Origin of the sequence: Nonomuraea sp. B5E05 (assembly GCF_039880665.1) — a bacterium.
Lineage (GTDB): Bacteria > Actinomycetota > Actinomycetes > Streptosporangiales > Streptosporangiaceae > Nonomuraea.
On record NZ_JBDPMJ010000030.1, the window covers coordinates 1 to 21117 of the forward strand.

Sequence of the window (21117 nt, forward strand, 5' to 3'; positions counted from 1 at the left end):
CCGCGGCATCGCCGGACCCATCCTGTCGGCATCCTCCTACTTCATGAAGTCACCACCCGAGCAGTACTCCGACGACCAGGCCCGCGACTACGTCGAGAAGTTCATCCGCGGAGAGGTCGAGCGCTGATCGCCACTGCCGCCCGGAACCCGGGCGGCACCGGTAAGTCCCCTCAGCCGGTCACCGGTTCCAGAGCGAAAGATCGCCGGTTCGTCCGGGCCCTGCGCATCACCCATGACTGCGCGCGGCTGGACAGCAGAATGCCGAGCTCGAGGCGGCTCCGCGCGCCCACGAGAGTCATGGTGCGGGATACGTGCCGCTGGACGGTGCGCGAGGAGATGTCCAGCTTGTTGCCGACGGCCTCATCGGTCCATCCGGCGGCGAGCAGCAGGATGACCTCCTGCTGTGTCCTGCTGATCAGTCCACCACGCATGCAGGCGTTGAGCCATTCAATCAATGCGTACACGTGTCTCCTCTCGAATGCAGACCTTGAACAGCTGGGCCGAGAAATACGGACGTCGCACGTCGCCGGCTGGATTTACTGGTCCTCGCCGCTGGATCGTCCGGGTGCACGGGGTGCTTGATTCCGCTCCTTGAACGTGGAAACGCCTGGAGTAAATGCTTTCTAACAGTCCTCGGTATAACGCAGGTATCTTTCTAGCGGCCCCTGGTATAAAGCGGGTATGCAGCAACGCGACCGCTCAGGAGGTCCGGCTCCGGGCCGATGGCGTGCGTCGCCACGATCACGCGGGGTTGTGCTCCGTGTCCGCGCGGCAGGCCTGCGCGGAAGGCTGTTCTCCTAGCGCAGGTTCTCCGCGACGGTCACCCAGCGCAGGGTTTCCGCGAGGGGGATGCGAAGGTCCGCGGCTCCCCTGACCACCGCCGTGAAGTGCTCCACCTGGGTCCGGAACTGGTTGGCCGCCGCGGGGGTCCACGTCCGGTCGCCGTGAGCGGTCGCGAGGTGGATGGAGCCCGCTCCGGACGCCAGGAAGGGGAGCTCCAGATCGAGGACGCCGGCGGTGCCCACCAGCAGGAGCCGTTCGGCGAACGTGCCGGTGAACCCCCAGGACGCCGTGCCCGTCGCGCCTGACGCGAAGCGCAGCGACGCGGAACCCGCGACGTCCGGATCGCCGGTGAACGTGCCGCGGGCCTCCGCCACGTCACCGAGCAGCCACATCAGAGCGTGGACGCAGTAGCAACCGAGGTCCCAGAACGCTCCGCCGCCCAACTCGGCGGAGAGGCGGAAGTCGTCCGGCTTCTCGAGCGGAACGGAGAAGTGCGCGTGCGCGGTGGTGATCTCGCCGAGCTCGGCGAGGACCGCCGTGAAGGCGGGGGTGTCGTACTGGGGGTGGAAGCGGTACATGAACCCCTCCATCACCACCGGCCGGCCCCGACCGGCAGCGGCGGCGGCGATCTCCTTCACCTCGGCCGACGATCTGGCCATCGGCTTCTCGCAGAGCACGTGCTTGCCGGCCTCCAGCGCGCGCACGGTCCACTCGGTGTGCAGGGAATTGGGCAGCGCCACGTAGATCGCGTCGACGGCCGGGTCGGACAGGACCTCGTCATAGGAACCGTACGCCCGGGCGCCGGGATGACCTTCGACCATCTCCGTGGCCCTGCCGAGATCGCGGGCGCCGACGGCGGCGAGGCGCGCCACGCAGGAGGCCGCCACCGCCGGCAGGAAGTCCGAGCGAGCGATGCGGGCCGCTCCCAGCACTCCCCAGCCGAGCACCGTCATGCCGGAAGTCCCGCCCACGGCATGGGTGTCACGGGCTCGAACGTGGACTCGATCTTCGTCGTGCCGCACTCCGTCATGGCGAGGATGATCTCCAGCACATGCAGGGCCTGACGGGCTGACACGCGGGCCCTGCGGCGCTCGGTGACGGCGTCGGCCACTTCGGCCACTCCCCGCGCGAAGTCCATGTCGTGCATGTCCTCCCTGGGCTCCCGGTAGCGGTGGGGGTAGTCGGCCGGCCGGACCAGGGGGAAGGAGAGCGGCGGCTCGAGATAGTGATCGCACGTCTCCCGCCGTTCGGCGGGCACCACCGCCCGCAGGGTGACACCGGCACCGTAGTCCCAGCACTCGGTCACGCACAGCACGCCCTCGTCGCCGATGATCCGCAGCGCGCGGTCCTCGGGGGCCAGCGTGGAGCAGGTCAGCCTGGCGATCACACCCGAGGTGAAGCGCAGGGTCGCGGTCGTGAAGTCGGGCGCGAAGTCACAGCCGGTCATGCCGGGCACCTTGCCGGGGACCACCAGCGCCGAGAACGACGTGACCTCCGTGACCGGGCCGAAGAAGGCGGTCAGCCAGTTCAGGTAGTACGCCGCGTGTTCCAGGGCCGGGCCCACGCGGAACTCGTCCAGGTAGGGCCACGGCGCGCCGGACTCGCTGACCCAGGTCCAGTACGGCATCTGGTGGATGGCCCCGTCGTCGAGTTCGGCGTAGACCAGCCTGGGGCGCCCCACGACACCGTCGCGCAGCGCACGCCACAAGGTCTGCGCCGTCTCCCCGAGCAGGGTGCACGGGCCGGCGCCGAGGGTCAGGCCGCGGGACTCGGCCAGTTCCACGAGCTCGCGCGCCTCGGCGAGAGAAAGGGCGAGAGGCTTTTCCGAATAAACGTGCCGGCCCGCCTCGAGAGCAGACCTGGTCACGTCCGCATGGCTTCGCGGATTGGTGAGGTTGACCACGATGCGGACGGATTCGTCGGCCAGCAGGTCGGCCATGGACGCAAAAACAGGAATGCCGTGGTGGCGGCCGAAGTCCGCGGCCCGCTCCGGATCTCTGTCATGGACGCCGACCGCTCTGAGCTGCGGGTGGTTGGGAAGAGTGGTCGCATAGTAGTCGGCGACATATCCACATCCCACTATCGCGACGCCCATTGGTTCCTGCATGCCCAGCACCTTAACCTGTTCCCTATTCCGGTAATAGGACCCTGAACGGGCATAGCCGTTCAGCCAGCTGGTCGCCCTTCTCCGCCATGGCTATGGTTGCCGAAATGCAGCGTGTTTTGCATTCGCCTGGAAGGGGAAATCGTGGCGCAGGTCGTTCGTCCACCTGAGCCCGTTCCGTGGGCGGGCCGCCTGGAGATCGCCCGCCTGGCTTCTCCGATCCTGTACGGCGAGATCGTGGGTGTCGTGACGCCGCTCATCATCCTGGCCATCATGGGCCGCGTGGACGAGGAGGCGCTCTACCTCAGATCGCTCTACATGCCGCTCGCCTTCCTCTTCATCGCCTTGCAGATGGGCTTGGACATCAGCAACCAGGTCGCCGCCGCGTTGAGCCGCGGCCGGGGACGACCCCAGGACGTGCTGCCCTCGGCGGCGAGTATGGCCGTCGTCGGAGGAGCGGTGTGGGCGGTCGTCGCTCTCGCCGTCATCGCGGGCGCCCCCTGGATCGCCTCGCTGCTCGACGTGCCGCCCGGTTCCACGGCGAACTTCGTGTCCTTCGTGCGCTGGATCTGCTGTGCCAACCTGTTGTGGTTGCCGGTGTCCTTGTGCTCGTCCAGCCTCAGGGGCTACGGTCACGCGCGCAGCGCGGCGGGTGTGGTCCTGCTGGGTGCCGGTGCGGAGATCGCCACGGTGGCCGTCCTCGGGTTCGGCACCGGCCTCGGCATGTACGCGCTGCCGATCGCCATGGCGACCGGAGCCGTCGCCGCGCTCTCCTACGCCGTCGTCGCGCTGGCCAGGACCGACGTATGGCGATCGAGGGAAAGGCTCGGCTGGCGGCCGGAGGCGGTCGCCCACCTGGCCGGCGCCGGCGGGCCGATCACGATCTCGTTCCTGGTGATCGCGGCGAGCAACTTCGGCCTGATGTGGGTGGTGGCGCCGTTCGGCCCCGATGTCGTTTCCGGGTTCTCGGTCGCCGTGGCCCTGGAGACGCTCATCCTGGTCCCGTCCACCGCCATCGGCTCCGCGACGGCGATCACGATCAACCGGTTGCGCGGAGCCGGCCGGCCCGACCTGGTGCTGCCGGTCATGAAGGCGGGCATGGGGCTGGCGTGGCTGACCTACGCGGTGCTGGCCCTCGCGGTGTGGCTGCCTCGCGCTCCGCTGGCCTCGCTGGTCGCAGGGACGCCCGACGTCGCCGCGCAGACGGAGCTCTTCCTCGGCATCGTCGGGCTCACGTACGGGTGCATGGGGATCACGGTCACCGCCATCGTGGTCGTCGAGCAGATCGGCGGCGGGGTCCTCGCGCTCCTGCTGAACATCCCGTATTTCCTGGGAGGCGTCGTCGTGGGAGCGCTGCTCGCGCGAGAGGTCGGCGTCCAGGGCTTCTACTGGACGCTCGCCGCTCTGAACACCGTAGGCGTGCTGGTCGCGCCCCTGCTCACGCGCGGATTCGTCCGCCGCCGCTTCCCCGAGGGGGAACGATGAAGGTCAGCGTCGCGATCATGCATCATCCGGCCCGCGCCCACCTGGTGGACGCCCTGGTCAGAGCCTGCCTGCCGCTGGTGGCCCGGGTGGTGACCGATCCCGACCCGTCGGGCATCCGCAGCCCGCTGCGCACGGCCAAGCGCGCGTGGGCCGCCGTGGCCGAGGGCGCCACCCACCACCTGGTCATCCAGGACGACGCGCTGCTCTGCGACGGTTTCGCCGCGCAGGTCATGGCCGCCGTCGCGGCCAGGCCGCGGCACGTGGTGGCCCTCTACTCCGACTGGAACAGCCCGCAGAACTCCTATCTCGTACGCCGGGCCGCGGCGGCGGGCGCCGCGTGGGCCCCGCTCTCCCGCACCGACTGGGCGCCGGCCGTCGCCCTCCTGATGCCCGCCGAGCAGGCCCGCGCGCTGGCCCGCTATCTCGCGCCGATTCCCGACGAGGTCGTCGACGACGACGAGATGATCGCCCGGTTCTGCCGCGAGCGGCGCGCGCCGATGCTGGCCACCATCCCGCACCTCGTGGAGAAGGGGAAGGCCGAATCCCTCACCGCGCACGAGGACCTGTATCACGCGACCGTGTTCGCCGGCCGGACCCCGCCGCCGGCGGCGCACTGGGCGCGCGATCCGGCACAGGACGCCGCGCTGGCGGCCAGGTTCGAGCGGGCGGATCCCTGGGAGCACGTGGTCGAACTCCGCGGCTCGCGCTGCTACCTCCGCTTCACCCGCCCGCACACGGAGGAGCCGGCGGGACACGAGTACGGCTGGTACTGGCACGACTGGGCGCCGCTCATCGGCATGGACCCGAGCGTGGTCCCAGGGCTGGGCGTGCGGGCCGAGGTCTGGGCGGCGGGATACCTGCTCGGCGCGGACACTCCCGCGTTCGGTCCCGCGGAGTGGCTCCGGCCGGCCCTGGCCACCTGGGTCGAGTCCGGCCTGCGGCCCGCCGACCGGTCGCAGCTCGGTCAGGAAGAGCGCGCCGCGCTGACGGAGGCGTGTCTGGAAGGCTTCTCGGTCAGGAGGACCGCCGATGTCGCCGGCTGAGGACCTGCGGGCTGTGGCGGAGCGGATGGCCCGCAGGGAGGCGCGGCTGAACCGCCTCATCGCCCCCGACCAGCCACCGGGTGTCATCCGCCCGCCCGCTCCCGACGTGGTGATGCGGGTGGTGCCGTGCCCGGTCTGCGGTGCCGCGGGCGCCGATCCGCCGTTCGACCACTGGAGCGTGAGCGGCGAGGAGAGCGATCTGCCCACGCTCGCCGTGCTCGGTTGCGAATGGCTGACTCCGCGGGCGGTGTTGCCCATGGCCGTCGCGATCGAGCAGGGTACGGGGCCGCTCGCGTACCGGACGCGGGCCGTGGCGCGGCTGGACGTTCAGGACCTGCGAGCCGTCGACCGGAGCGAGACCTGGGCGGACGCCCTCACGGACGGGCACGGCGCCGCGGGCCACGACGGCGAGGCGACGTTGCCCGCCGTGACCAGGGCGCGAGACGGCGATCTCCGGCCGATGTTCACCGGCCCGCACGCGCCGGAACCCGAGACGCAGCTCAACGCCATGTATCTGGAAGTCCGGCTGACGGCCACGACCGAGGAGGGCATATGAACGACCTGACCTGGCACAAGGTCCCCTTCACCGGGACCCGCGCGCAAACGGGGCCCGCCACGTGGGGCCAGCGGCAGGTCTGGCGTGACCTGCGCCAGATGCCGGACGGCACGCCGTACAACGTCGCCTGCCCGCTGGCCGTCGCCGAGGGGATCGGCCTGGACGACGTGCTGGAGTCGACGGCCGAGCTGGTCGCGCGGCACGAGTCCCTCCGCACGGTCTTCACCGACGAGGGCGGGCTCACGCAGCGGGTGCTCGCCTCCGGCGAGATCCTGGTCGGCGTCCTGGACGAGCGGGAAGCCGGCCAGGACGAGGTGGACGCGCTGGCGGAGCGGCTGCGTGACGCGGACTTCGACCACGCCGCCGACGCGCCCTTCCGCGCGGTCGTGGCGGCGCGCGACGGCGTGCCGTACGCGGTCGTCGTGTGCGCCACCCACATGGCGACGGATCTGCAGAGCATCCGGCTGCTCGCCGCGGAGCTGGAGCGCATGCTCGGCAGCCGGGCGGAGGGCGGCCCGTTGCCCGAACCCGTGCCCGCGGCCCAGCCGCTCGATGTGGCGGCCGCGGAGCAGTCCGCGTCCGGGCGGCGGATGGAGTCCGCCGCGCTGGCCAACGTCCGCTCCACGCTGAGCGCCTTCCCGCACGCCAACTTCTCGCGGCCGGCCGGGCCCGCTCAGACGCCCCGCTACCGGCAGGCCGGCCTGAGCTCGTACGTGGCCGCCGCCGCGCTGGACACGCTGGCCGCCCGTCACCGGGTCGGCAACTCGACCGTGGCCCTGGCCGCCGCGGCCGCGATGCTCGGCGCGGTCACCGGCCGTGCTGAGGTGGGCCTGCTGCTCGTGGCCGGCAACCGGATCCCGGCCGAGTTGCGGCATGCCGTGGGCACCCTCACGCAGGACGTCCCGGCGCTGCTCGAGGTGGCCGGCCCGGCGTTCTCCGACGTGATCCGGGCGACCTGGAAATCGTCGATCCGCGCCTACCGCCACGGCAGGTTCGATCCGGACAAGGCCTGGGACATCATCGCCGACCTCGGCGAGGAGAGGGGCGGGCATCCGGAGCTGCGCTCCTTCTTCAACGACTACAGGACGCCGTCCGCGCCGGTGATCCGGCCCGGCGCCCCGGCCGCCTCCGAGTTCGGCTGGGCGGACGGCACCGACGAGGACGGCGTCACGGTTTTCGTGCAGGTGGGAGACACGCCCGGGCATCCCGGCGCGGTCCTGCTGTCGCTGTGCGCCGACACCACGTACATGCCTCCCGACGCCATCGAACGGTACCTGTGGGGCGTCGAACGGCTGCTGGTCGACCAGCTCTCCCACGACGTGCAGGTGGCTCGGCTCGGAGAGTACGCGTGATCCCGCGGCTGGACCCCGGCACGCGCGTCCTGGGGCAGGGACGCGTCCTCGTGGGCGGCCATCCCCGCCGGGTGCTGCACCTCGATCGGGCCCAGGCCGGCGAGGTCGCCCGCTGGCGGGCCGGGCGGCCGGTCTCCGGCGCGCATATCGCACTCGCCCGTCTGCTGGTGGAGGCGGGCCTGCTGCGGCCGGAGCCAGGAGCGGGCGGGCCCACGGAGGCTGAGGTGACCGTTGTCGTCCCCGTGCACGGGCGGGCGCGGGAGCTGGCCGCGTGCCTGGCCGGGCTGCGCGGGCTCGCGGTGATCGTGGTGGACGACGGTTCTCCTGACGACGAGGCCGTGTCGAAGGTCGTCTCCGATGCCGGGGCCACCTACGTGCGCCGGGACACGCAAGGCGGCCCGGCCGCCGCCAGGAACACCGGTCTTGCCGCTGTGACCACGCCCTACGTGGCGTTCGTGGACTCCGACTGCGTCCTGGAACCCGGCTGGCCGGACCGGCTGCTGCCGCACTTCGCCGACCAGGAGGTGGCGGCGGTCGCCCCGCGGATCGTGTCGTACGGAGTGGAACGCGGCTGGTTGTCGCGTTACGAGGCCGCCCGTTCCGCGCTCGACATGGGTGACACCGCCGCGGTGGTGAGGCCCGACGGCCTGGTGCCGTACGTGCCGACGGCGGCGCTCGTGGTCCGGCGGGCGGCGGCGGGCACCGGTTTCGACGAGCGGCTCCCGTTGGGGGAGGACGTCGACTTCGTCTGGCGGCTGGTCGCTTCGGGGTGGCAGGTCCGCTACGAGCCCGGCGCCGAGGTCGCTCACCGTCACAGGGTCCGGCCGGGCAACTGGCTGGCCCGCCGCGTCGAGTACGGCACCTCGGTGGCGGCGCTGGAGCGCAGGCACCCCGGCGCCGTTCCGGCGCTCGACGCGTCCGCGTGGGGCGTCCTCGCCTGGGCCGCCGCGGTGTGCGCCCCTGGCCGGGCGGCCCGCGCGGGCCTGGCGGCCGCCTGCGTGGCCGCCCACGCGGCCGGCCTGGCCAGGGAACTGCCCGGCGAGCCGGCGCGGGCGGCCGCGCTGGCCGCCGCCGACACGCTGACGGCGGGCCGCCTGGCCGGAACGTCGGTGGCGCAGGTGTGGTGGCCGCTGGCGCTGCCCGCCGCGATCGCCGTCCCCCGGCTGCGCCTCCCGCTCGTCGCCGCGCTGGTGCTGCCCGCGCTGGCCGAGTGGGTCGAGCGCCGCCCGCCGCTCGACCCGGTCAGATACGTCGCCGCGCACGTGCTGGACGACGTCGTGGGCGCGGTCGGGGTGTGGAAGGGGATGGTGCGCGAGCGTATGTTCCGGCCGCTGTCGCCGCGTCTCAGGCGTACTCGATCAGGCGGGCCTTGATCGCCGTGACGACCGCCGCGGTCCTGTTGGGCGAGTCCAGCTTCAGCAACACGCTGGCCACCAGCCTTTTCGCGCCGTGCTCCGAGATCGACAGGCGACGCGCGATCTGCCGGTTGCTGAGGCCGTCGGCGAGCAGGGACAGCGTCACGCTTTCCCGTGCGGTGAGGCTGACCGGCGGACGGCGCTGTGGCGCGTCCGCCGCGGACGGCGGGCCTGACGCGCGCGTGAGCAACTCCCGCGCCAACCGGTCGGGGATCGCGAGCTCGCCCGCGACCACCCGGTGCAGGGCGTCGCGCAGCTGATTCGCCGTGATCTCCTCCTGGATGAGGTAACCGTCGAATTGCGAGGAGAGGGTGAACTCCGGGCGGGTCACCTGGGCCTCGTCCAGCAGGAGAATGGTCTTGACGTCTTTTCCGCGCGTGCCGGGCAGCGCTTCCGTGGTGATCAGGACATCGCAGGCGTCGCCGTCGACCGTGAGGTTCACCATGGGGACCTGCCGCAGAACGGTCTCCAGACCTCGATGAAGCAACTCGCTGCCGACGAGAATCGCGACGTTGATCGGTGCGGTATCTGTGCCTTCAGGAAAGGTCGGCGTCATGACTCGCATCAAATACGGTCGTTGTTGGGCAAGGCCAGGCATTTGACGAGTTCCGGACAGCGAGCTCCGCGAATTCCGCGAGGCGGTCCGACAGCCGCCTGCCGTGCGCGGCGAAGAGCGGGCCCCAGGCCACGAAACCGGACCGGCGCTCCGTTCCCGGCTCCCCAGGCACTCCCGCGAAACCCCCTCCCGCCGCCCTGACCAGCGATCGCCCGGCGGCCACGTCCCAGACGAACACGTCGGCGTTCACGGCCAGGTCGGCCCGGCCCGCGGCCACGTAGGCGAGCGCCAGCGCCGAGGACCCGATCCTGCGCACGTCCGCCGTCTCCACCAGCTCCGCGTGCAACCGGGCCTCGGCGGGGTCCAGGGCTCCCGGCGTCGGGATGTCGGTCAGGACGACGGGCAGCGGATCGGGCTCCGCGACGCGCGGGGGCGCCGGCCGGCCATCGATGCGGAGAACGCCGCCGGCCGCGGTGAACAACTCGCCGCGCGTCGGCTCGTAGACGGCTCCGCCGACCGGCTCGCCGCGCACCGACACTCCGATCGACACCGCGTACAGCCCGAGACCGCGCGCGAAGTTGTGCGTGCCGTCGATGGGATCGACGTACCACTCGACCTCGCCCGCTCCGCTCGCGCCCGTCTCCTCACCGACGATCACGCTGTCGGGACGGGACGCCGACAGCATGGTGCGGATCAGCGACTCGGCCTGCCCGTCCGCCTCCGTCACCACGTCATGCCGGCCGCTCTTGGCCCGCGTCCTGACGCCGGGGCCGTAACGGGTGACGAGGAGCGAGCCGGCTTCGACGGCGGCCGCGGCGGCGAGGGCGACCAGCCCGGCGTGATCCATCTCCTCACCCTAGGCGGGCGAGGGTTCCGCGGCACCGGCTCGTTCGGGTATGCCCTCTCGCCCGGCCGATCGCCGCTTATGTCCCGTCCGGACAGTCGGCACGCTGGAGCACACACACCTGGAAGGGCCTGAAAATGGCAATGGGACTGACGTCCGAGCGCAGCAGGTCGGACGCTCACTGGGCCGCGGAGCAGCGGGTCATCGGGCCCGGCCTGCAAGCCGTGATGTTGTGGTCGAAGCTCTGCGTCGAGCATGCGGAAGGCGCCATGCTCACGGACGCCGACGGGCACGAGATCGTGGACTTTCAGGGCGCCGGCGGCGTCAACTCGATCGGACACTCCCACCCCCGATACGTCGCGGCGCTGGCCGCCCAGCTCACCGGCACCCCCGCGGGCGCGTTCGGCTCGCCCGCCCGGCTCGACATGGTGAACGCCCTGAGCCGCGTGCTCAGCGAGCCCCTCGACCGCATCCAGCTCTACAGCGGCGGCACCGAAGCCGTGGAGGCGGCCCTGCGACTGGCCAAGTCGGTCACGGGGAAACACGAGTTCCTGTCCTTCTGGGGCGGCTTCCACGGCAAGACGATGGGCAGCCTGGCGCTCACGTCAGGAGCCAGGGCCTGGCTGGGCCCGCTGCCCGCCGGCAACTTCAGCGCACCGTACGCCAACTGCTACCGCTGCCCGCTGAAGCTGAAGAGCCCCTCCTGCGGATTCGCGTGCGTGGACCTGGCGCGCGACGTCATCAAACGCGAATCGACGGGGGCGTTCGCCGCCATCGTGGTCGAGCCCGTGCAGGGCCGGTCGGGCAACGTCGTCCCGCCCGACGGCTATCTCGCGGCGCTCAAGGAGGTGGCCGAGGAGTTCGACGCCCTGCTCATCGCCGACGAGATGATGACCGGCTTCGGCCGTACGGGAGCGCCGATGGCCTACCTGCACGAGGACGTCACCCCGGACATCGTGACAGTGGGCAAGGGAATGGGCGGGGGGTACCCGGTCACCGGGGTGATCTCCACCGCCGCCCACATGTCCGCCGCGCCCTTCTCCGACCCGAGCGCCAGCTCCTCCAGCTTCGGCGCGTTCCCCATGGCCTGCCGGGCGGTGGCCGCCACCACGGACGTGCTCGTCGAGGAGGACCTCGCGGAACACGCGCGCAAGCTCGGAGCCGAACTGCTCGAACTGCTGCGCCCGCTGGCCGACGAGGCGCCGCTGGTGGGAGACGTGCGCGGGCTTGGCCTGGCCATCGGCATCGAGCTGGTGGCCGACAAGGCCACCAAGGAGCCCGTGTCCGGCCAGGTGTTGCGCGAGACGTTCCTCGCCCTGCTGGAGGCGGGCGTCCTGGTCATGACGGGCGGCAACACGTTGCGGCTCTACCCGCCGCTCAACGTCGACGACGACCTCGCCCGCGAAGCCGCCGGCGTGATCCGCGCGACTCTGGCAGGAGGGACCCGATGAAGGTGGCGATCGCGGGCTTCGGCGTCGCCGGCGCGGCCCGGCTGTCGGCCTACCGCCGCCTGGCGGGCGTGGACCTGGTCGCCGTCGTCGACCCGTCGCCGGCCAGGCAGGAGACGGCCAGGCAGGCCGGCGTCCGCGCGTACGCCGAGCTCGCCGAGCTGAGCGCCGAACACGCGCCCGACGTCGTGGACGTGTGCGCACCGCCGGGTCACCACCGCGGCCTGGCCCTGGCGGCGCTGGAATCCGGCAGCCACGTGATCTGCGAGAAGCCCGTCGCCTTCCGCGCGGCCGACGCGCTCGACCTGGCCGAAACGTCGAGGCGGGCCGGGCGGCTGCTCTACCCGGCGCACAACTACCTGTTCTCGCCGATGATGCGGCTGCTGGAGGAGTGCGCGGCCGGCGCCGGGACACCGCGAACGTTGTGCTTCCGCATCGAGCGGCAGACCCACGCCAGGGGCAACGACGCCTACCGGCCGGACTGGCGGCGTGACCCGGAGATCGCCGGCGGCGGCATCCTGCTGGACCACGGCTCGCACTGCGTCTACATGGCCGCCCGCCTCTTCGGGGAACGACCCGCCAAGGTCTCCGCCGTGGCCCGCTGGCAGAGCGAAGGCCTCGACGAGGCCATCGAGGTGCGGCTGCACTTCCCCTCGGGCATCGCCGACATCGAGCTGAGCTGGGTCGGCGACAGGCGTACGAACCACTACACCCTGGCGGGCCCCGCCTCCTCGGTGACCATCACGGACGGCACCGCCGTGCTGACCGGGCCCGGCGGTGACGAGGAGCGATCCCTGGAGTCGCCCACGCGGAGCTCCACCCACGAGGAATGGTTCGCGGACCTCTTCGCCGACTTCACCGCCCGGCTCGCGCGACCCGCGTCGTGGGCGGATCCCCTCCACGACGTCGTCTCGACCGCCGAGATCATCGAGGCGGCGTACACGTCGGCCCGGCGGGACGGCCAGCCCGTCCAGCTCCGGCAGGGCTGACCGATGTGGTACGCGGGCATCGGATGGGAGAAGGACGCGTACGAGCTGGCCGTCCTGGATCACGCGGGAGCCCACGTCGTGCCCCCGCTCCGCCTCGAGACCGTGGGGGTGGGGGACGTCGTGGCCCGCCTCCTCCGGCTGGCCGGACGCGAACCGCTGATGTGCGTCATCGACACCACCAACGGAGTCGTCGACGGTCATCTGACGGCCGCGGGACTCGACGTCTACCGCGCCGACGGCGACGTCAAGCCGTTACGGCGGGCGTTCGGCTCGCCGGAAGCGGTCGTCCTGGCGGAGCTGGGCCGTACCGACAGGTCACGCCTGACCAGGATCGTCCTCGACTCGGGCACGCTCACCGGGCTCGACCAGCGGATCGAGGAGGACCTGGAATCGGCCGCGCTCGTCGAGGCCGAGCAGGTCGCCTCGGGCCGGTGCCTGCCGCACGGCAGCCGCGTGCACCCGAGGGTGGCGCTCACCTTCGACGACGGCCCCCACCCCGACCACACGCCGCGCGTGCTCGACCTGCTCCGCCACTACCGCGTGCCCGCCACCTTCTTCTGTCTCGGGCTGCACGCCGCGGCCCATCCCCACCTGGTGGCGCGGATCGCGGAGGAAGGCCACAGCGTGGGCAACCACACGTGGTCACATCCCTACCTGCCCGACCTCACCAGGCAGGAGGTCCTCGCCCAGGTGGACAGGACAGCCGAGGTGCTGGCCGGCATCACCGGGCAGGTCACGACGTTGTTCCGGCCGCCCTTCGGCGGCCGCGACGCCGACGTGCTCGGGTGGCTGGCCCGGCACGGGCAGACCACCGTGCTCTGGGACGTCGAGGCCGCGGACTGGGCGCTGCCCGGCGCTTCGGCGATCGCCCACCAGGTGATCGGCGACACGGACTTCGGATCCGTCGTGCTCCTGCACGACGGCGGCGGCGACCGTTCGCAGACGATCGAGGCGCTCCCGCTGATCCTGGAGACCCTCATGGTGAGCGGGTGCAGATTCGTGCCCGTCGAGGACCTGATCGACGCCGACGAGCAGAAAGAGCGCGTGGGATCTTCATGGACATCCGCATAAGCGTCGCGATCATGCATCATCCACGCCGGGCCGACCGGGTTCCCTCGTTGCTCGCCTCCTGTGCCCCGCTCGAGGCGCGGGTGATCGTGGATCCGGACCCGTCGGGAACTCCCAGCCCGCTGCGTACGGCCAAGCGCGCCTGGGCGGCCGTGCCCGACGATGCCACCCACCATCTCGTCCTGCAGGACGACGTACGGCTGAGCGCCGGATTCGCCGCCCACCTGGCCGATGCCGTCCGCGCGCGGCCGCGGCACGCCGTCGCCCTCTACTCCAACTGGAACAGCCCGCAGAACTCGTACTTCGTCAGGCGGGCCGCGGCGGCCGGCTCCGCGTGGGCGCCGCTGTCGCAGGCGGAGTGGATCCCGACCCAGGGGCTCGTGCTCCCGGCCGAGCGGGCCAGGGAGCTGGCCGCGTACCTCGCTCCCATCAGCGACGACATCCGCGACGACGACGAGATGGTCGCGCTCTTCTGCGCCGAGCGCGGACTGCCCGTGCTGGCCGCGGTGCCGCACCTGGTCGACCATGAGGACACGCCCAGCCTGGCCGGACATCCCGGTTCCTTCCACGCGACCGTCTACGCGGGCGACAGGAACCTCGCCCCCGGACACTGGCGCACGTGGGACGACCGGGAGCGGGGGACTTTCGCGGTCGAGCTCATCGACTCCCGGTGCTTCCTGCGGCTGTTTCGTGCAGGCGAGCCCGTGGAGCATCCCTTCGGCTGGTACTGGGCGGACTGGTCCGCCCTGATCGGCCTGGATCCCCGGCGGATCCTCGCCGCCCTGCCGCGCCGTGACGTCCCCGCGTACGCGCGGGAGTTGTGGGCCGCGGCGTACATGCTCGGGGCGGACGCGGGTGAACGCGCGGGCCCCGGCGCCGACTGGATGCTCCACCGGGCGATCGCCTCGTGGGTCGCCTCGGGGCTCGGCGCCGCCGACCGTGCCCGCCTGGACGAGCGCTCGTCCGCGGCTCTGACCGGGCTCGGCGTCGAGGCCGTCGAACGCGGTCGCGCGGCGGCCCGGCCGCGTCTGGAGGAGCTCGTCCGTGCGTGAGGCAGCGACCATCACCGAGCGGATGGCCCGGCGAGAGGCACGGGCGCTGCTGCTCGTCCCGCCCTCGATCCCGGCGCCACCGGGGGTGCTCGATCCCCAGGTCAGCCTGCGTTCCGTCACCTGTCCCCGGTGCGGCGCCCGGCCCGAGCAGGCGCTCGCCGAGCGGCCGGACGACCGGCCGGTCGTGACGACCCTGGCCTGCGAGGCGCTCGCCGACCGGGCCCTGCTCTCGGTGCTCGCCGCCGGCCCCGGACGATACCTGTCGCGGGGGGTGTTCGTGGCCAGGCGACCATCGTCCGCGAACGTGAGCGAGTTGCTGACCGCCCTGGACGCCGCCGAGAGCTGGGCGGATCCGGGCAGCAGGAGCGGCCCGGGCGCCGACGCGGTGGTGCCGGCCTCGACCCGGGTGGCGAACGAGGTGCCCGCGCACTTCCTCTCGCCCCACGCCGAACTCGACGACCTGAACACGCTCTACACGCGGGTCCGGTACGCGGCCGTCCGGGCGGGGCTGTGAAGCCGATCAGGCATAGCCCTTGGGCCGCCCGAACGCGGCTGTCGCCTCCGAGAACCGGACGAAATCATCCCATCATGTTCCCATCAGGGAGGGTTGCATGCCTGACCACGACACCTTGACGGCACTCCTGCGGGACTGGGCCGTCGTCCGCGGCGACCAGGAGGCGGTCGTTTTCGCGACGGACCCGACGGACGCCGCCGGCGACCAGTGCCTCACCTACGCCGAGCTGGATCGGACCGCGCGCCGCGTGGCCGCGCTGCTCCACCTGCACGCCGAACCGGGCGATCGGGTCCTGCTGCTCAACGAGCCGGGCCTCGGCTTCGTCGCCGCCTTCTTCGGCTGCGTCTACGCGGGCATGATCGCGGTTCCTGCGCCGCCGCCCGGTGGTCACCGCAGCCACCAGGCCCGCCTGGCGGGCATCGCCAGAGACGCGGGCGTCAAGGTGGCCCTGGCCGAGCGAGCAGGGCTGGACGCCGTCCAGGAGTGGGCCGGCGACGCCGGTCTGGAGACGATGACCTGCCTGGCCGTCGACGGAGCACTCCCGCCGGCCGAGCAGTGGGCCGACCCGGGGACGACCGACGCGGAGAGCCTGGTCTTCCTGCAGTACACGTCCGGCTCCACCGGAGACCCCAAGGGCGTCATGGTGGACCACGGCAACGTCCGGGCGAACACCGAGCTCTTCTGCCGGCTGACCGGTGCCACACCAAGGACGCGCTTCGGCGGCTGGCTGCCGACCTTCCATGACTTCGGGCTGATCGGCCTGCTGCTGACCCCCCTGTGCCTGGGCGCCACGACGGTGCTGATGTCCCCTCTGGCCTTCGTCAAGCGGCCGTACGCCTGGCTGCGGCTGCTCGACCGGCACCGCGTCAACCTCACCGCCGCCCCCAACTTCGCCTTCGACCTCTGCGCGCGAGTGGTCACCGAGACGCAGGCGGCCGGGATCGACCTCTCCTCGGTCACCCAGGTGCTGAACGGATCGGAGCCGATCCGCGCCGCGACCCAGCAGGCCTTCGTCGAGCGCTTCCGGCCTCATGGGCTCGATCCTATGGCCATGCTCCCCGCCTACGGCCTGGCCGAGGCGACCCTGGCGGTGAGCTGCTCCGACCCTCGGCACGGCCCGGTGACCACCTGCGTGGACGCCTTCCAACTCGCCCTCGGCCACTTCGTGCCCGCCTCACCGGCGGGCACGGAGGAGCACACCCGGCACCTGGTCTCCAGCGGGCTCGCCCGCGACGAGGTCGTCATCGTGGACCCCGCGAACGGCGAGATCCTGCCGGACGGGCAGATCGGCGAGATCTGGGTACGCGGTCCCCAGGTGGCGCGCGGCTACTGGAACCGTCCGGACACGACCAGGGCCGTCTTCGGAGCGACCAGCGACCGGGGCGGCGGCGACTACCTGCGCACCGGCGACCTCGGGACGACCCACGACGGTCAGTTCTACGTGACGGGCCGCATCAAGGAAGTGCTGATCGTCCACGGGCAGAACCTCTACCCCCAGGATCTGGAGGCGACGGTGCGCGCGGCGCACCCGGCGCTCGCTCGCGGGGTCGGCGCGGTCTTCACGGTGCCCACCCCCGACGAGGAGATCGTGATCGTCCAGGAGTGCCGCGCGCACGCCCTGGAGGAGATGACGCCGTCCGGCCTCGCCGCGCAGATCCGCAGCGTCATCCGGCGTGACTTCGGTGTCGCGGTCGGCGGTGTGGTCCTGGTCAGGCCGTCCCAGGTCCGGCGGACCACCAGCGGGAAGATCCAGCGCGGGCTGACGCGCGACCTGTTCGCCAAGGACGAGCTCAGGGCCCTGCACGAGGACCTCACGCCCGCCGTGCGCGCTCGCTACCGGGTGACATGAACGAAGGAGACGTCCGTGGACGATCTGCGTAGCTGGCTGACCCAGCGGGTCGCGTCCTACCTCGGCAAGGATCCGTCGGAGATCAGTCCTTCGGTGTCGCTGGCGACGTACGGACTGGACTCGGTCTACACGTTCGCGATGTGCGGCGACATCGAGGACCATCTGGATCTGCGGATAGAGCCGACCGTGGCCTGGGACTACGAGACCATCGACGCGCTGGCCGAGCACTTGAGCACGCTGGTGGAACAGCGATGACCGACCTGCGGGAAGTCGCCGTCCACCTGCCGCCGCAACGCGTGGCGATCGCCTCGCTCCAGGACGAGCTGGGGCTGACGGACGCGCAGCTCAGGGCGTTCGAACGGTTCTTCGGTCTCTCGCACATCCGTCGCGAGCCCGGTGGCACCGGCTACGACCTCATGCTCGCCGCCGCCGGCAAGCTCAGCGAACTGCACGGCCAGGAGGACCGCGTTCGCTATGTGATCCAGGCGCGGAGCATGCCGGTCGCGACCGTCTACCCGAGGAGCGACGTTCACGAGGTGAGGCGGGCGCTCGGGCTGCGCCGGGCGGAGGCGTTCACCATCGTCCACCAGGTTTGCGCGTCGGGGCTGCTCGCGGTCGACCTCGCCGGCCGGCTGCTGGCGGCCGATGCCGATCCTGACGCCCTCGCCCTGATCCTGACCGGCGAGAAGACCTTCACCACCATGGCGAGAACGGTGCCCGGCGCGGCCGTGAACGGTGAAGGGGCGGCGGCGCTCCTGGTCGGCGTCGGCGGCGGGCACGACCGTGTGCTCGGATACGCCACGCGCACGTACGGCAGGTTCAACTCCGGTTACGTGCTCCCTGACGAGGTGAACGCCGACTTCCAGCAGGTTTATCCGAACGCGGTGGCCGACGTCCTGACGACCGCCGTCGACCGGGCCGGGATCTCCCTCGACGACGTGGCCCTGATCCTGCCGCACAACGTCAACCGCGTCTCCTGGGTGCGGGTGTGCCGGCTCATGGGCTTCCCGCTGGAACGTGTCCTGCTGGACAACGTCCCGGAGACCGGTCACTGCTTCTGCGCCGACTCCTTCATCAATCTCCGTACGGCGCAGGAACTCGGCCGGTTACGGCCGGGCGACCGGTACGTGATGGCCGCCGTGGGCTTGGGCGGGTTCTTCTCCGCCATGGTGTTCGAACACTGAAAAGGCATGCTCATGTTTCTCCAACGCGTCAAGGCGGCGCTGACGGGTTCGCCGGACACACCGCTGGCCTTCGTCGGCAATTTCGAGGTCGAGAACCAGTGGGCGGTGGGGGAGAAGGGTCTTCCCCGCCCGGGTTTCTCCGCCGGAGCCGCCGTCGTCAACCGGATGGACGAGTTCACCCTGCTCCTGGCGGGTCCTCACGACCACGTGATCCTCAAGGAGGCTCCCGACGAGGACTACGTCGCCCATCTGGCCGAACTGGGTGTCGACCTGCCCCGGATTCACACTGTCGCGCGCAACGACCCGGGGCGCACCGTGACGCTCGACGCGCTCGACGACCCTGGCCTTGTGGAAAAGCTGTCGGCGCTGGAAGGCGTCCGGCTGGCCCCGCACGGCACCTCGATCCTGGAGGAGCGGCTGTCAACGGCGACCGGGCTGCCCCTGGTCACGCCGCGGGCCGACGTGTGCAAGGTGGTGAACAGCAAGATCTACAGTCGCCGGGCCGCCGACGACGCCGGTCTGCGCCAGGTGGCCGGGCGGACGGCGGAGACCATGGCCGAGCTGGAGGCCGCGCTGGACGAGGCGCTGCCCCTGCTCGACCAGGGCAGAAGCCTGGTGATCAAGGACGCCTTCGGCGTCTCGGGCAAGGGCATCGTGGTGGTCGAGGACCGGCAGAGACTGGAGCGCCTGCACGCGATGATCCGGCGCCGGGCGGCCAAGTCCGGCGACGACACGGTCGCGCTGGTCATCGAGGAGTGGGTGGCCAAGTCCGCCGACCTCAACTACCAGTTCACCGTCAGCCCGGACGCGAACGCGCACTTCGACTTCGTCAAGGAGGCCATCACCGAGAACGGCGTGCACAAGGGGCACCGCATCCCGGCAACGATCACGGCCGCTCAGATGGCCGAGCTGGAGGAGTCCTCCCAGCGGCTGGCGAAGATCCTCGCACGGGACGGCTTCTACGGCGTGGTCGGCGTGGACGCCATGGTGGACACGAGCGGGCGGCTGTATCCCGTGGTCGAGATCAACGCGCGCCACAACATGTCGACCTACCAGCTACCCCTTCAGGAGCGCTTCATGGCGCCGGGGCAGGTGGCGCTGGCCAGGCAGTACCCGCTGCGGCTCAGCGAGCGCCTGCCGTACCGGGTTCTGCGCCGGAAGCTGGCCGGTCTGCTGCTGGAGGGCCCGGGCGGCGCCGGCCTGCTCGTCAACAATTTCGCCACGGTGAACGCCGCCGCACGGGAGAGCTCCTCCTTCGACGGGCGCCTGTACGGCCTGCTGATCGCCGACGGCCACGATGCCCGGACCGCCCTCGACCACGAGATCGTGAGGAGACTGACATGACGGCGTACCAGGTCCAGGGGATCGGGATCGGTGAGCTGGCCGACCGGTACGGCACACCGCTCTACCTGTACGACGGCGACACCCTGCGAGAGCAGTACGAGGGGTTGCGCGCCCGCCTGCACGCACGGCTCGAGCTCTTCTTCTCGCTCAAGTCGAACCCGAACCTGTCCATCTGCGCCCTGCTCGGTTCGTACGGCGCACGGGCCGAGGTGTCCTCCCTGGCCGAGCTGACCACCGCCGTGCGGGCCGGCATCGCGCCCGAGAACATCATCTTCCTCGGCCCGGGCAAGAGCGAGGCGGAACTGCGTGCCTGTCTCGACACGCCGGTGCGCGCCATCGTGTGCGAGTCCTTCGGCGAGCTGGACCTGATCGACCGCCTCGCCGCCGAACGAGGCCGGACCGCGGCCGTGGTGCTCCGCGTCAATCCCGCCTTCTCCGTCAAGGGCTCGAAGCTGACGATGGGGGGAAAGCCCCGCCAGTTCGGCATCGACGAGGAGCAGCTCCTGGGAGCGCCGCACCTCGTGGGCGGACATGCGAACGTGCGGATCGTCGGTGTCCAGGCGTACATGGGGACCCGCATCCTCAGCGAGGACGTCGTCGCGCAGAACACGGCGCTCATCCTCGACATGGCGGAGCGGCTGTCGGAGAAGCTCGGCTTTCCCCTCGACATCGTCGACGTCGGCGGCGGGCTCGGCGTGGCCTACTTCGACGGCGAGCGCGACCTCGACGTGGACGTCCTGGCCGGCCTGCTCAACCCGGTCATCGAGGGGTTCGCCGCACACCATCCCGGGACCCGGATGATCATGGAGCTGGGCCGCTACCTCACCGCGCCGGCCGGTGTCTACGTCGTACGCGTGCGGTACGTGAAGTCCTCGATGGGCGAGCGGTTCGCGATCGCCGACGGTGGCACCAACCACCACATGGCGGCCGTGGGCATCGGGTCGTTCGTCAAGCGCAACTTCCCGATGCGGCTGCTCAACCGGACCGACCCGCCATCGGGCCCCTGGAACGTCACCGGCCCGTTGTGCACGCCCAACGACACGATCGGCAAGGCGGTCGAGCTGCCCGACCTGCGTCCCGGGGACCTGCTCGGGGTGTTCAACTCCGGCGCGTACGGCCCCAGCGCGTCGCCGGTGCTCTTCCTCAGCCACGGGCATCCCGCGGAGGTCCTGGTCGTCGACGGTGTGGCCCACCTCGTCCGCGACCGCGACGGTGTCAGCGACCTGCTGGACAGGCAGCGACTCATCCCACGTAAGGAGACCAGCTCATGAGCGAAACCCAGGAGATCGAGCGTTCCGCGATCACCGGCGCCATCGCGGGCGCCCTCGCCGCCATGCTCGGCAGGGAAAGCTCGGAAATCCACGAGCCGACCCGCCTGTTCGACGACCTCGGACTCGATTCGACGAGCGTGCTGGAGCTGCTGATGCGGCTGGAGGACGACCTGCGGGTCGAGTTCGACACCGACACGCTGGAGCAGCGGCATTTCGAGACGGTCGGCTCGCTCGCCGACTACGTCATCGAGCAGGGCTAG

General features: G+C 71.4%; 21 protein-coding genes and 1 pseudogene. 17 read left to right on the forward strand and 5 right to left on the reverse strand.

The genetic code is table 11. From position 1 onward, the window contains the following. Positions 1–127: pseudogene (locus ABGB01_RS38025) on the forward strand (inositol-3-phosphate synthase); the annotation flags it as partial. A 43-nt stretch (positions 128–170) separates the two neighbouring features. On the opposite strand, the gene ABGB01_RS38030 reads toward ABGB01_RS38025, so the two are convergent. The 3 genes from ABGB01_RS38030 to ABGB01_RS38040 form a co-directional block, all read right to left on the reverse strand. Then, the gene (locus tag ABGB01_RS38030; RefSeq protein WP_347778465.1) at positions 171–464 is read right to left on the reverse strand and encodes a helix-turn-helix transcriptional regulator; all 294 of its coding nucleotides are present in this window, start codon (positions 462–464) and stop codon (positions 171–173) included. Between the two features lie 333 nt (positions 465–797). Continuing rightward, the gene (locus tag ABGB01_RS38035) at positions 798–1736 is read right to left on the reverse strand and encodes a Gfo/Idh/MocA family oxidoreductase (RefSeq protein WP_347778467.1); all 939 of its coding nucleotides are present in this window, start codon (positions 1734–1736) and stop codon (positions 798–800) included. Then, positions 1733–2890, reverse strand: a complete 1158-nt coding sequence (locus tag ABGB01_RS38040; RefSeq protein WP_347778468.1) for a Gfo/Idh/MocA family oxidoreductase — start codon at positions 2888–2890, stop codon at positions 1733–1735. The genes ABGB01_RS38035 and ABGB01_RS38040 overlap by 4 nt, the downstream gene beginning before the upstream one ends. A 141-nt stretch (positions 2891–3031) precedes the next feature. Between ABGB01_RS38040 and ABGB01_RS38045 the strand changes: the two genes are divergently transcribed. From ABGB01_RS38045 to mftF, 5 genes are read left to right on the forward strand one after another with little or no spacing between them, the layout of a single operon-like run. Further along, entirely contained in the window at positions 3032–4372 is a 1341-nt protein-coding gene (locus ABGB01_RS38045) for an MATE family efflux transporter (protein WP_347778470.1), read from the forward strand. Next, entirely contained in the window at positions 4369–5415 is a 1047-nt protein-coding gene (locus ABGB01_RS38050; RefSeq protein ID WP_347778472.1) for a hypothetical protein, read from the forward strand. The genes ABGB01_RS38045 and ABGB01_RS38050 overlap by 4 nt, the downstream gene beginning before the upstream one ends. After that, entirely contained in the window at positions 5402–5971 is a 570-nt protein-coding gene (locus ABGB01_RS38055) for a hypothetical protein (RefSeq protein ID WP_347778473.1), read from the forward strand. The genes ABGB01_RS38050 and ABGB01_RS38055 overlap by 14 nt, the downstream gene beginning before the upstream one ends. After that, the gene (locus tag ABGB01_RS38060; protein WP_347778475.1) at positions 5968–7323 is read left to right on the forward strand and encodes a condensation domain-containing protein; all 1356 of its coding nucleotides are present in this window, start codon (positions 5968–5970) and stop codon (positions 7321–7323) included. Before ABGB01_RS38055 ends, ABGB01_RS38060 begins: the two co-directional genes overlap by 4 nt. Further along, the gene (gene mftF / locus ABGB01_RS38065) at positions 7320–8696 is read left to right on the forward strand and encodes a mycofactocin biosynthesis glycosyltransferase MftF (RefSeq protein ID WP_347778476.1); all 1377 of its coding nucleotides are present in this window, start codon (positions 7320–7322) and stop codon (positions 8694–8696) included. The genes ABGB01_RS38060 and mftF overlap by 4 nt, the downstream gene beginning before the upstream one ends. On the opposite strand, the gene ABGB01_RS38070 is transcribed toward mftF, so the two are convergent. Together ABGB01_RS38070 and ABGB01_RS38075 are read right to left on the reverse strand one after the other, a co-directional pair. Beyond that, positions 8668–9294 (reverse strand): LuxR C-terminal-related transcriptional regulator, encoded by a 627-nt coding sequence (locus ABGB01_RS38070; RefSeq protein WP_347778477.1) that lies wholly within the window; start codon positions 9292–9294, stop codon positions 8668–8670. The two genes, mftF and ABGB01_RS38070, sit on opposite strands and share 29 nt — an antisense overlap. Then, the gene (locus ABGB01_RS38075) at positions 9275–10141 is read right to left on the reverse strand and encodes an inositol monophosphatase (protein ID WP_347778478.1); all 867 of its coding nucleotides are present in this window, start codon (positions 10139–10141) and stop codon (positions 9275–9277) included. Before ABGB01_RS38075 ends, ABGB01_RS38070 begins: the two co-directional genes overlap by 20 nt. Positions 10142–10275: 134 nt before the next feature. Between ABGB01_RS38075 and ABGB01_RS38080 the strand changes: the two genes are divergently transcribed. From ABGB01_RS38080 to ABGB01_RS38130, 11 genes are all read left to right on the forward strand, one after another. Then, positions 10276–11589: an aspartate aminotransferase family protein gene (locus ABGB01_RS38080; protein ID WP_347778480.1), complete on the forward strand. Its 1314-nt coding sequence runs from the start codon at positions 10276–10278 to the stop codon at positions 11587–11589. Continuing rightward, positions 11586–12575, forward strand: coding sequence for a Gfo/Idh/MocA family oxidoreductase (locus ABGB01_RS38085; protein ID WP_347778482.1), 990 nt, complete (start codon positions 11586–11588; stop codon positions 12573–12575). The genes ABGB01_RS38080 and ABGB01_RS38085 overlap by 4 nt, the downstream gene beginning before the upstream one ends. A 3-nt stretch (positions 12576–12578) precedes the next feature. Continuing rightward, positions 12579–13646 (forward strand): polysaccharide deacetylase family protein, encoded by a 1068-nt coding sequence (locus tag ABGB01_RS38090; RefSeq protein WP_347778484.1) that lies wholly within the window; start codon positions 12579–12581, stop codon positions 13644–13646. A gap of 11 nt (positions 13647–13657) precedes the next feature. Beyond that, positions 13658–14695 carry a hypothetical protein gene (locus ABGB01_RS38095; RefSeq protein WP_347778485.1) on the forward strand — a complete coding sequence of 346 codons (1038 nt, stop codon included), beginning with the start codon at positions 13658–13660 and terminating at the stop codon, positions 14693–14695. Then, positions 14688–15209, forward strand: coding sequence for a hypothetical protein (locus tag ABGB01_RS38100; RefSeq protein WP_347778487.1), 522 nt, complete (start codon positions 14688–14690; stop codon positions 15207–15209). Before ABGB01_RS38095 ends, ABGB01_RS38100 begins: the two co-directional genes overlap by 8 nt. A gap of 97 nt (positions 15210–15306) precedes the next feature. Next, positions 15307–17058 carry a fatty acyl-AMP ligase gene (locus ABGB01_RS38105; RefSeq protein ID WP_347778488.1) on the forward strand — a complete coding sequence of 584 codons (1752 nt, stop codon included), beginning with the start codon at positions 15307–15309 and terminating at the stop codon, positions 17056–17058. Positions 17059–17073: 15 nt separating this feature from the next. Continuing rightward, positions 17074–17313: an acyl carrier protein gene (locus tag ABGB01_RS38110; RefSeq protein WP_347778490.1), complete on the forward strand. Its 240-nt coding sequence runs from the start codon at positions 17074–17076 to the stop codon at positions 17311–17313. After that, complete coding sequence (locus tag ABGB01_RS38115) at positions 17310–18242, forward strand: 3-oxoacyl-[acyl-carrier-protein] synthase III C-terminal domain-containing protein (RefSeq protein ID WP_347778492.1); 933 nt, start codon at positions 17310–17312, stop codon at positions 18240–18242. The genes ABGB01_RS38110 and ABGB01_RS38115 overlap by 4 nt, the downstream gene beginning before the upstream one ends. Positions 18243–18248: 6 nt before the next feature. Then, positions 18249–19586 (forward strand): ATP-grasp domain-containing protein, encoded by a 1338-nt coding sequence (locus ABGB01_RS38120; RefSeq protein WP_347778493.1) that lies wholly within the window; start codon positions 18249–18251, stop codon positions 19584–19586. Next, positions 19583–20857: a type III PLP-dependent enzyme gene (locus tag ABGB01_RS38125; protein ID WP_347778495.1), complete on the forward strand. Its 1275-nt coding sequence runs from the start codon at positions 19583–19585 to the stop codon at positions 20855–20857. Before ABGB01_RS38120 ends, ABGB01_RS38125 begins: the two co-directional genes overlap by 4 nt. Continuing rightward, complete coding sequence (locus tag ABGB01_RS38130; protein WP_347778497.1) at positions 20854–21117, forward strand: acyl carrier protein; 264 nt, start codon at positions 20854–20856, stop codon at positions 21115–21117. The genes ABGB01_RS38125 and ABGB01_RS38130 overlap by 4 nt, the downstream gene beginning before the upstream one ends.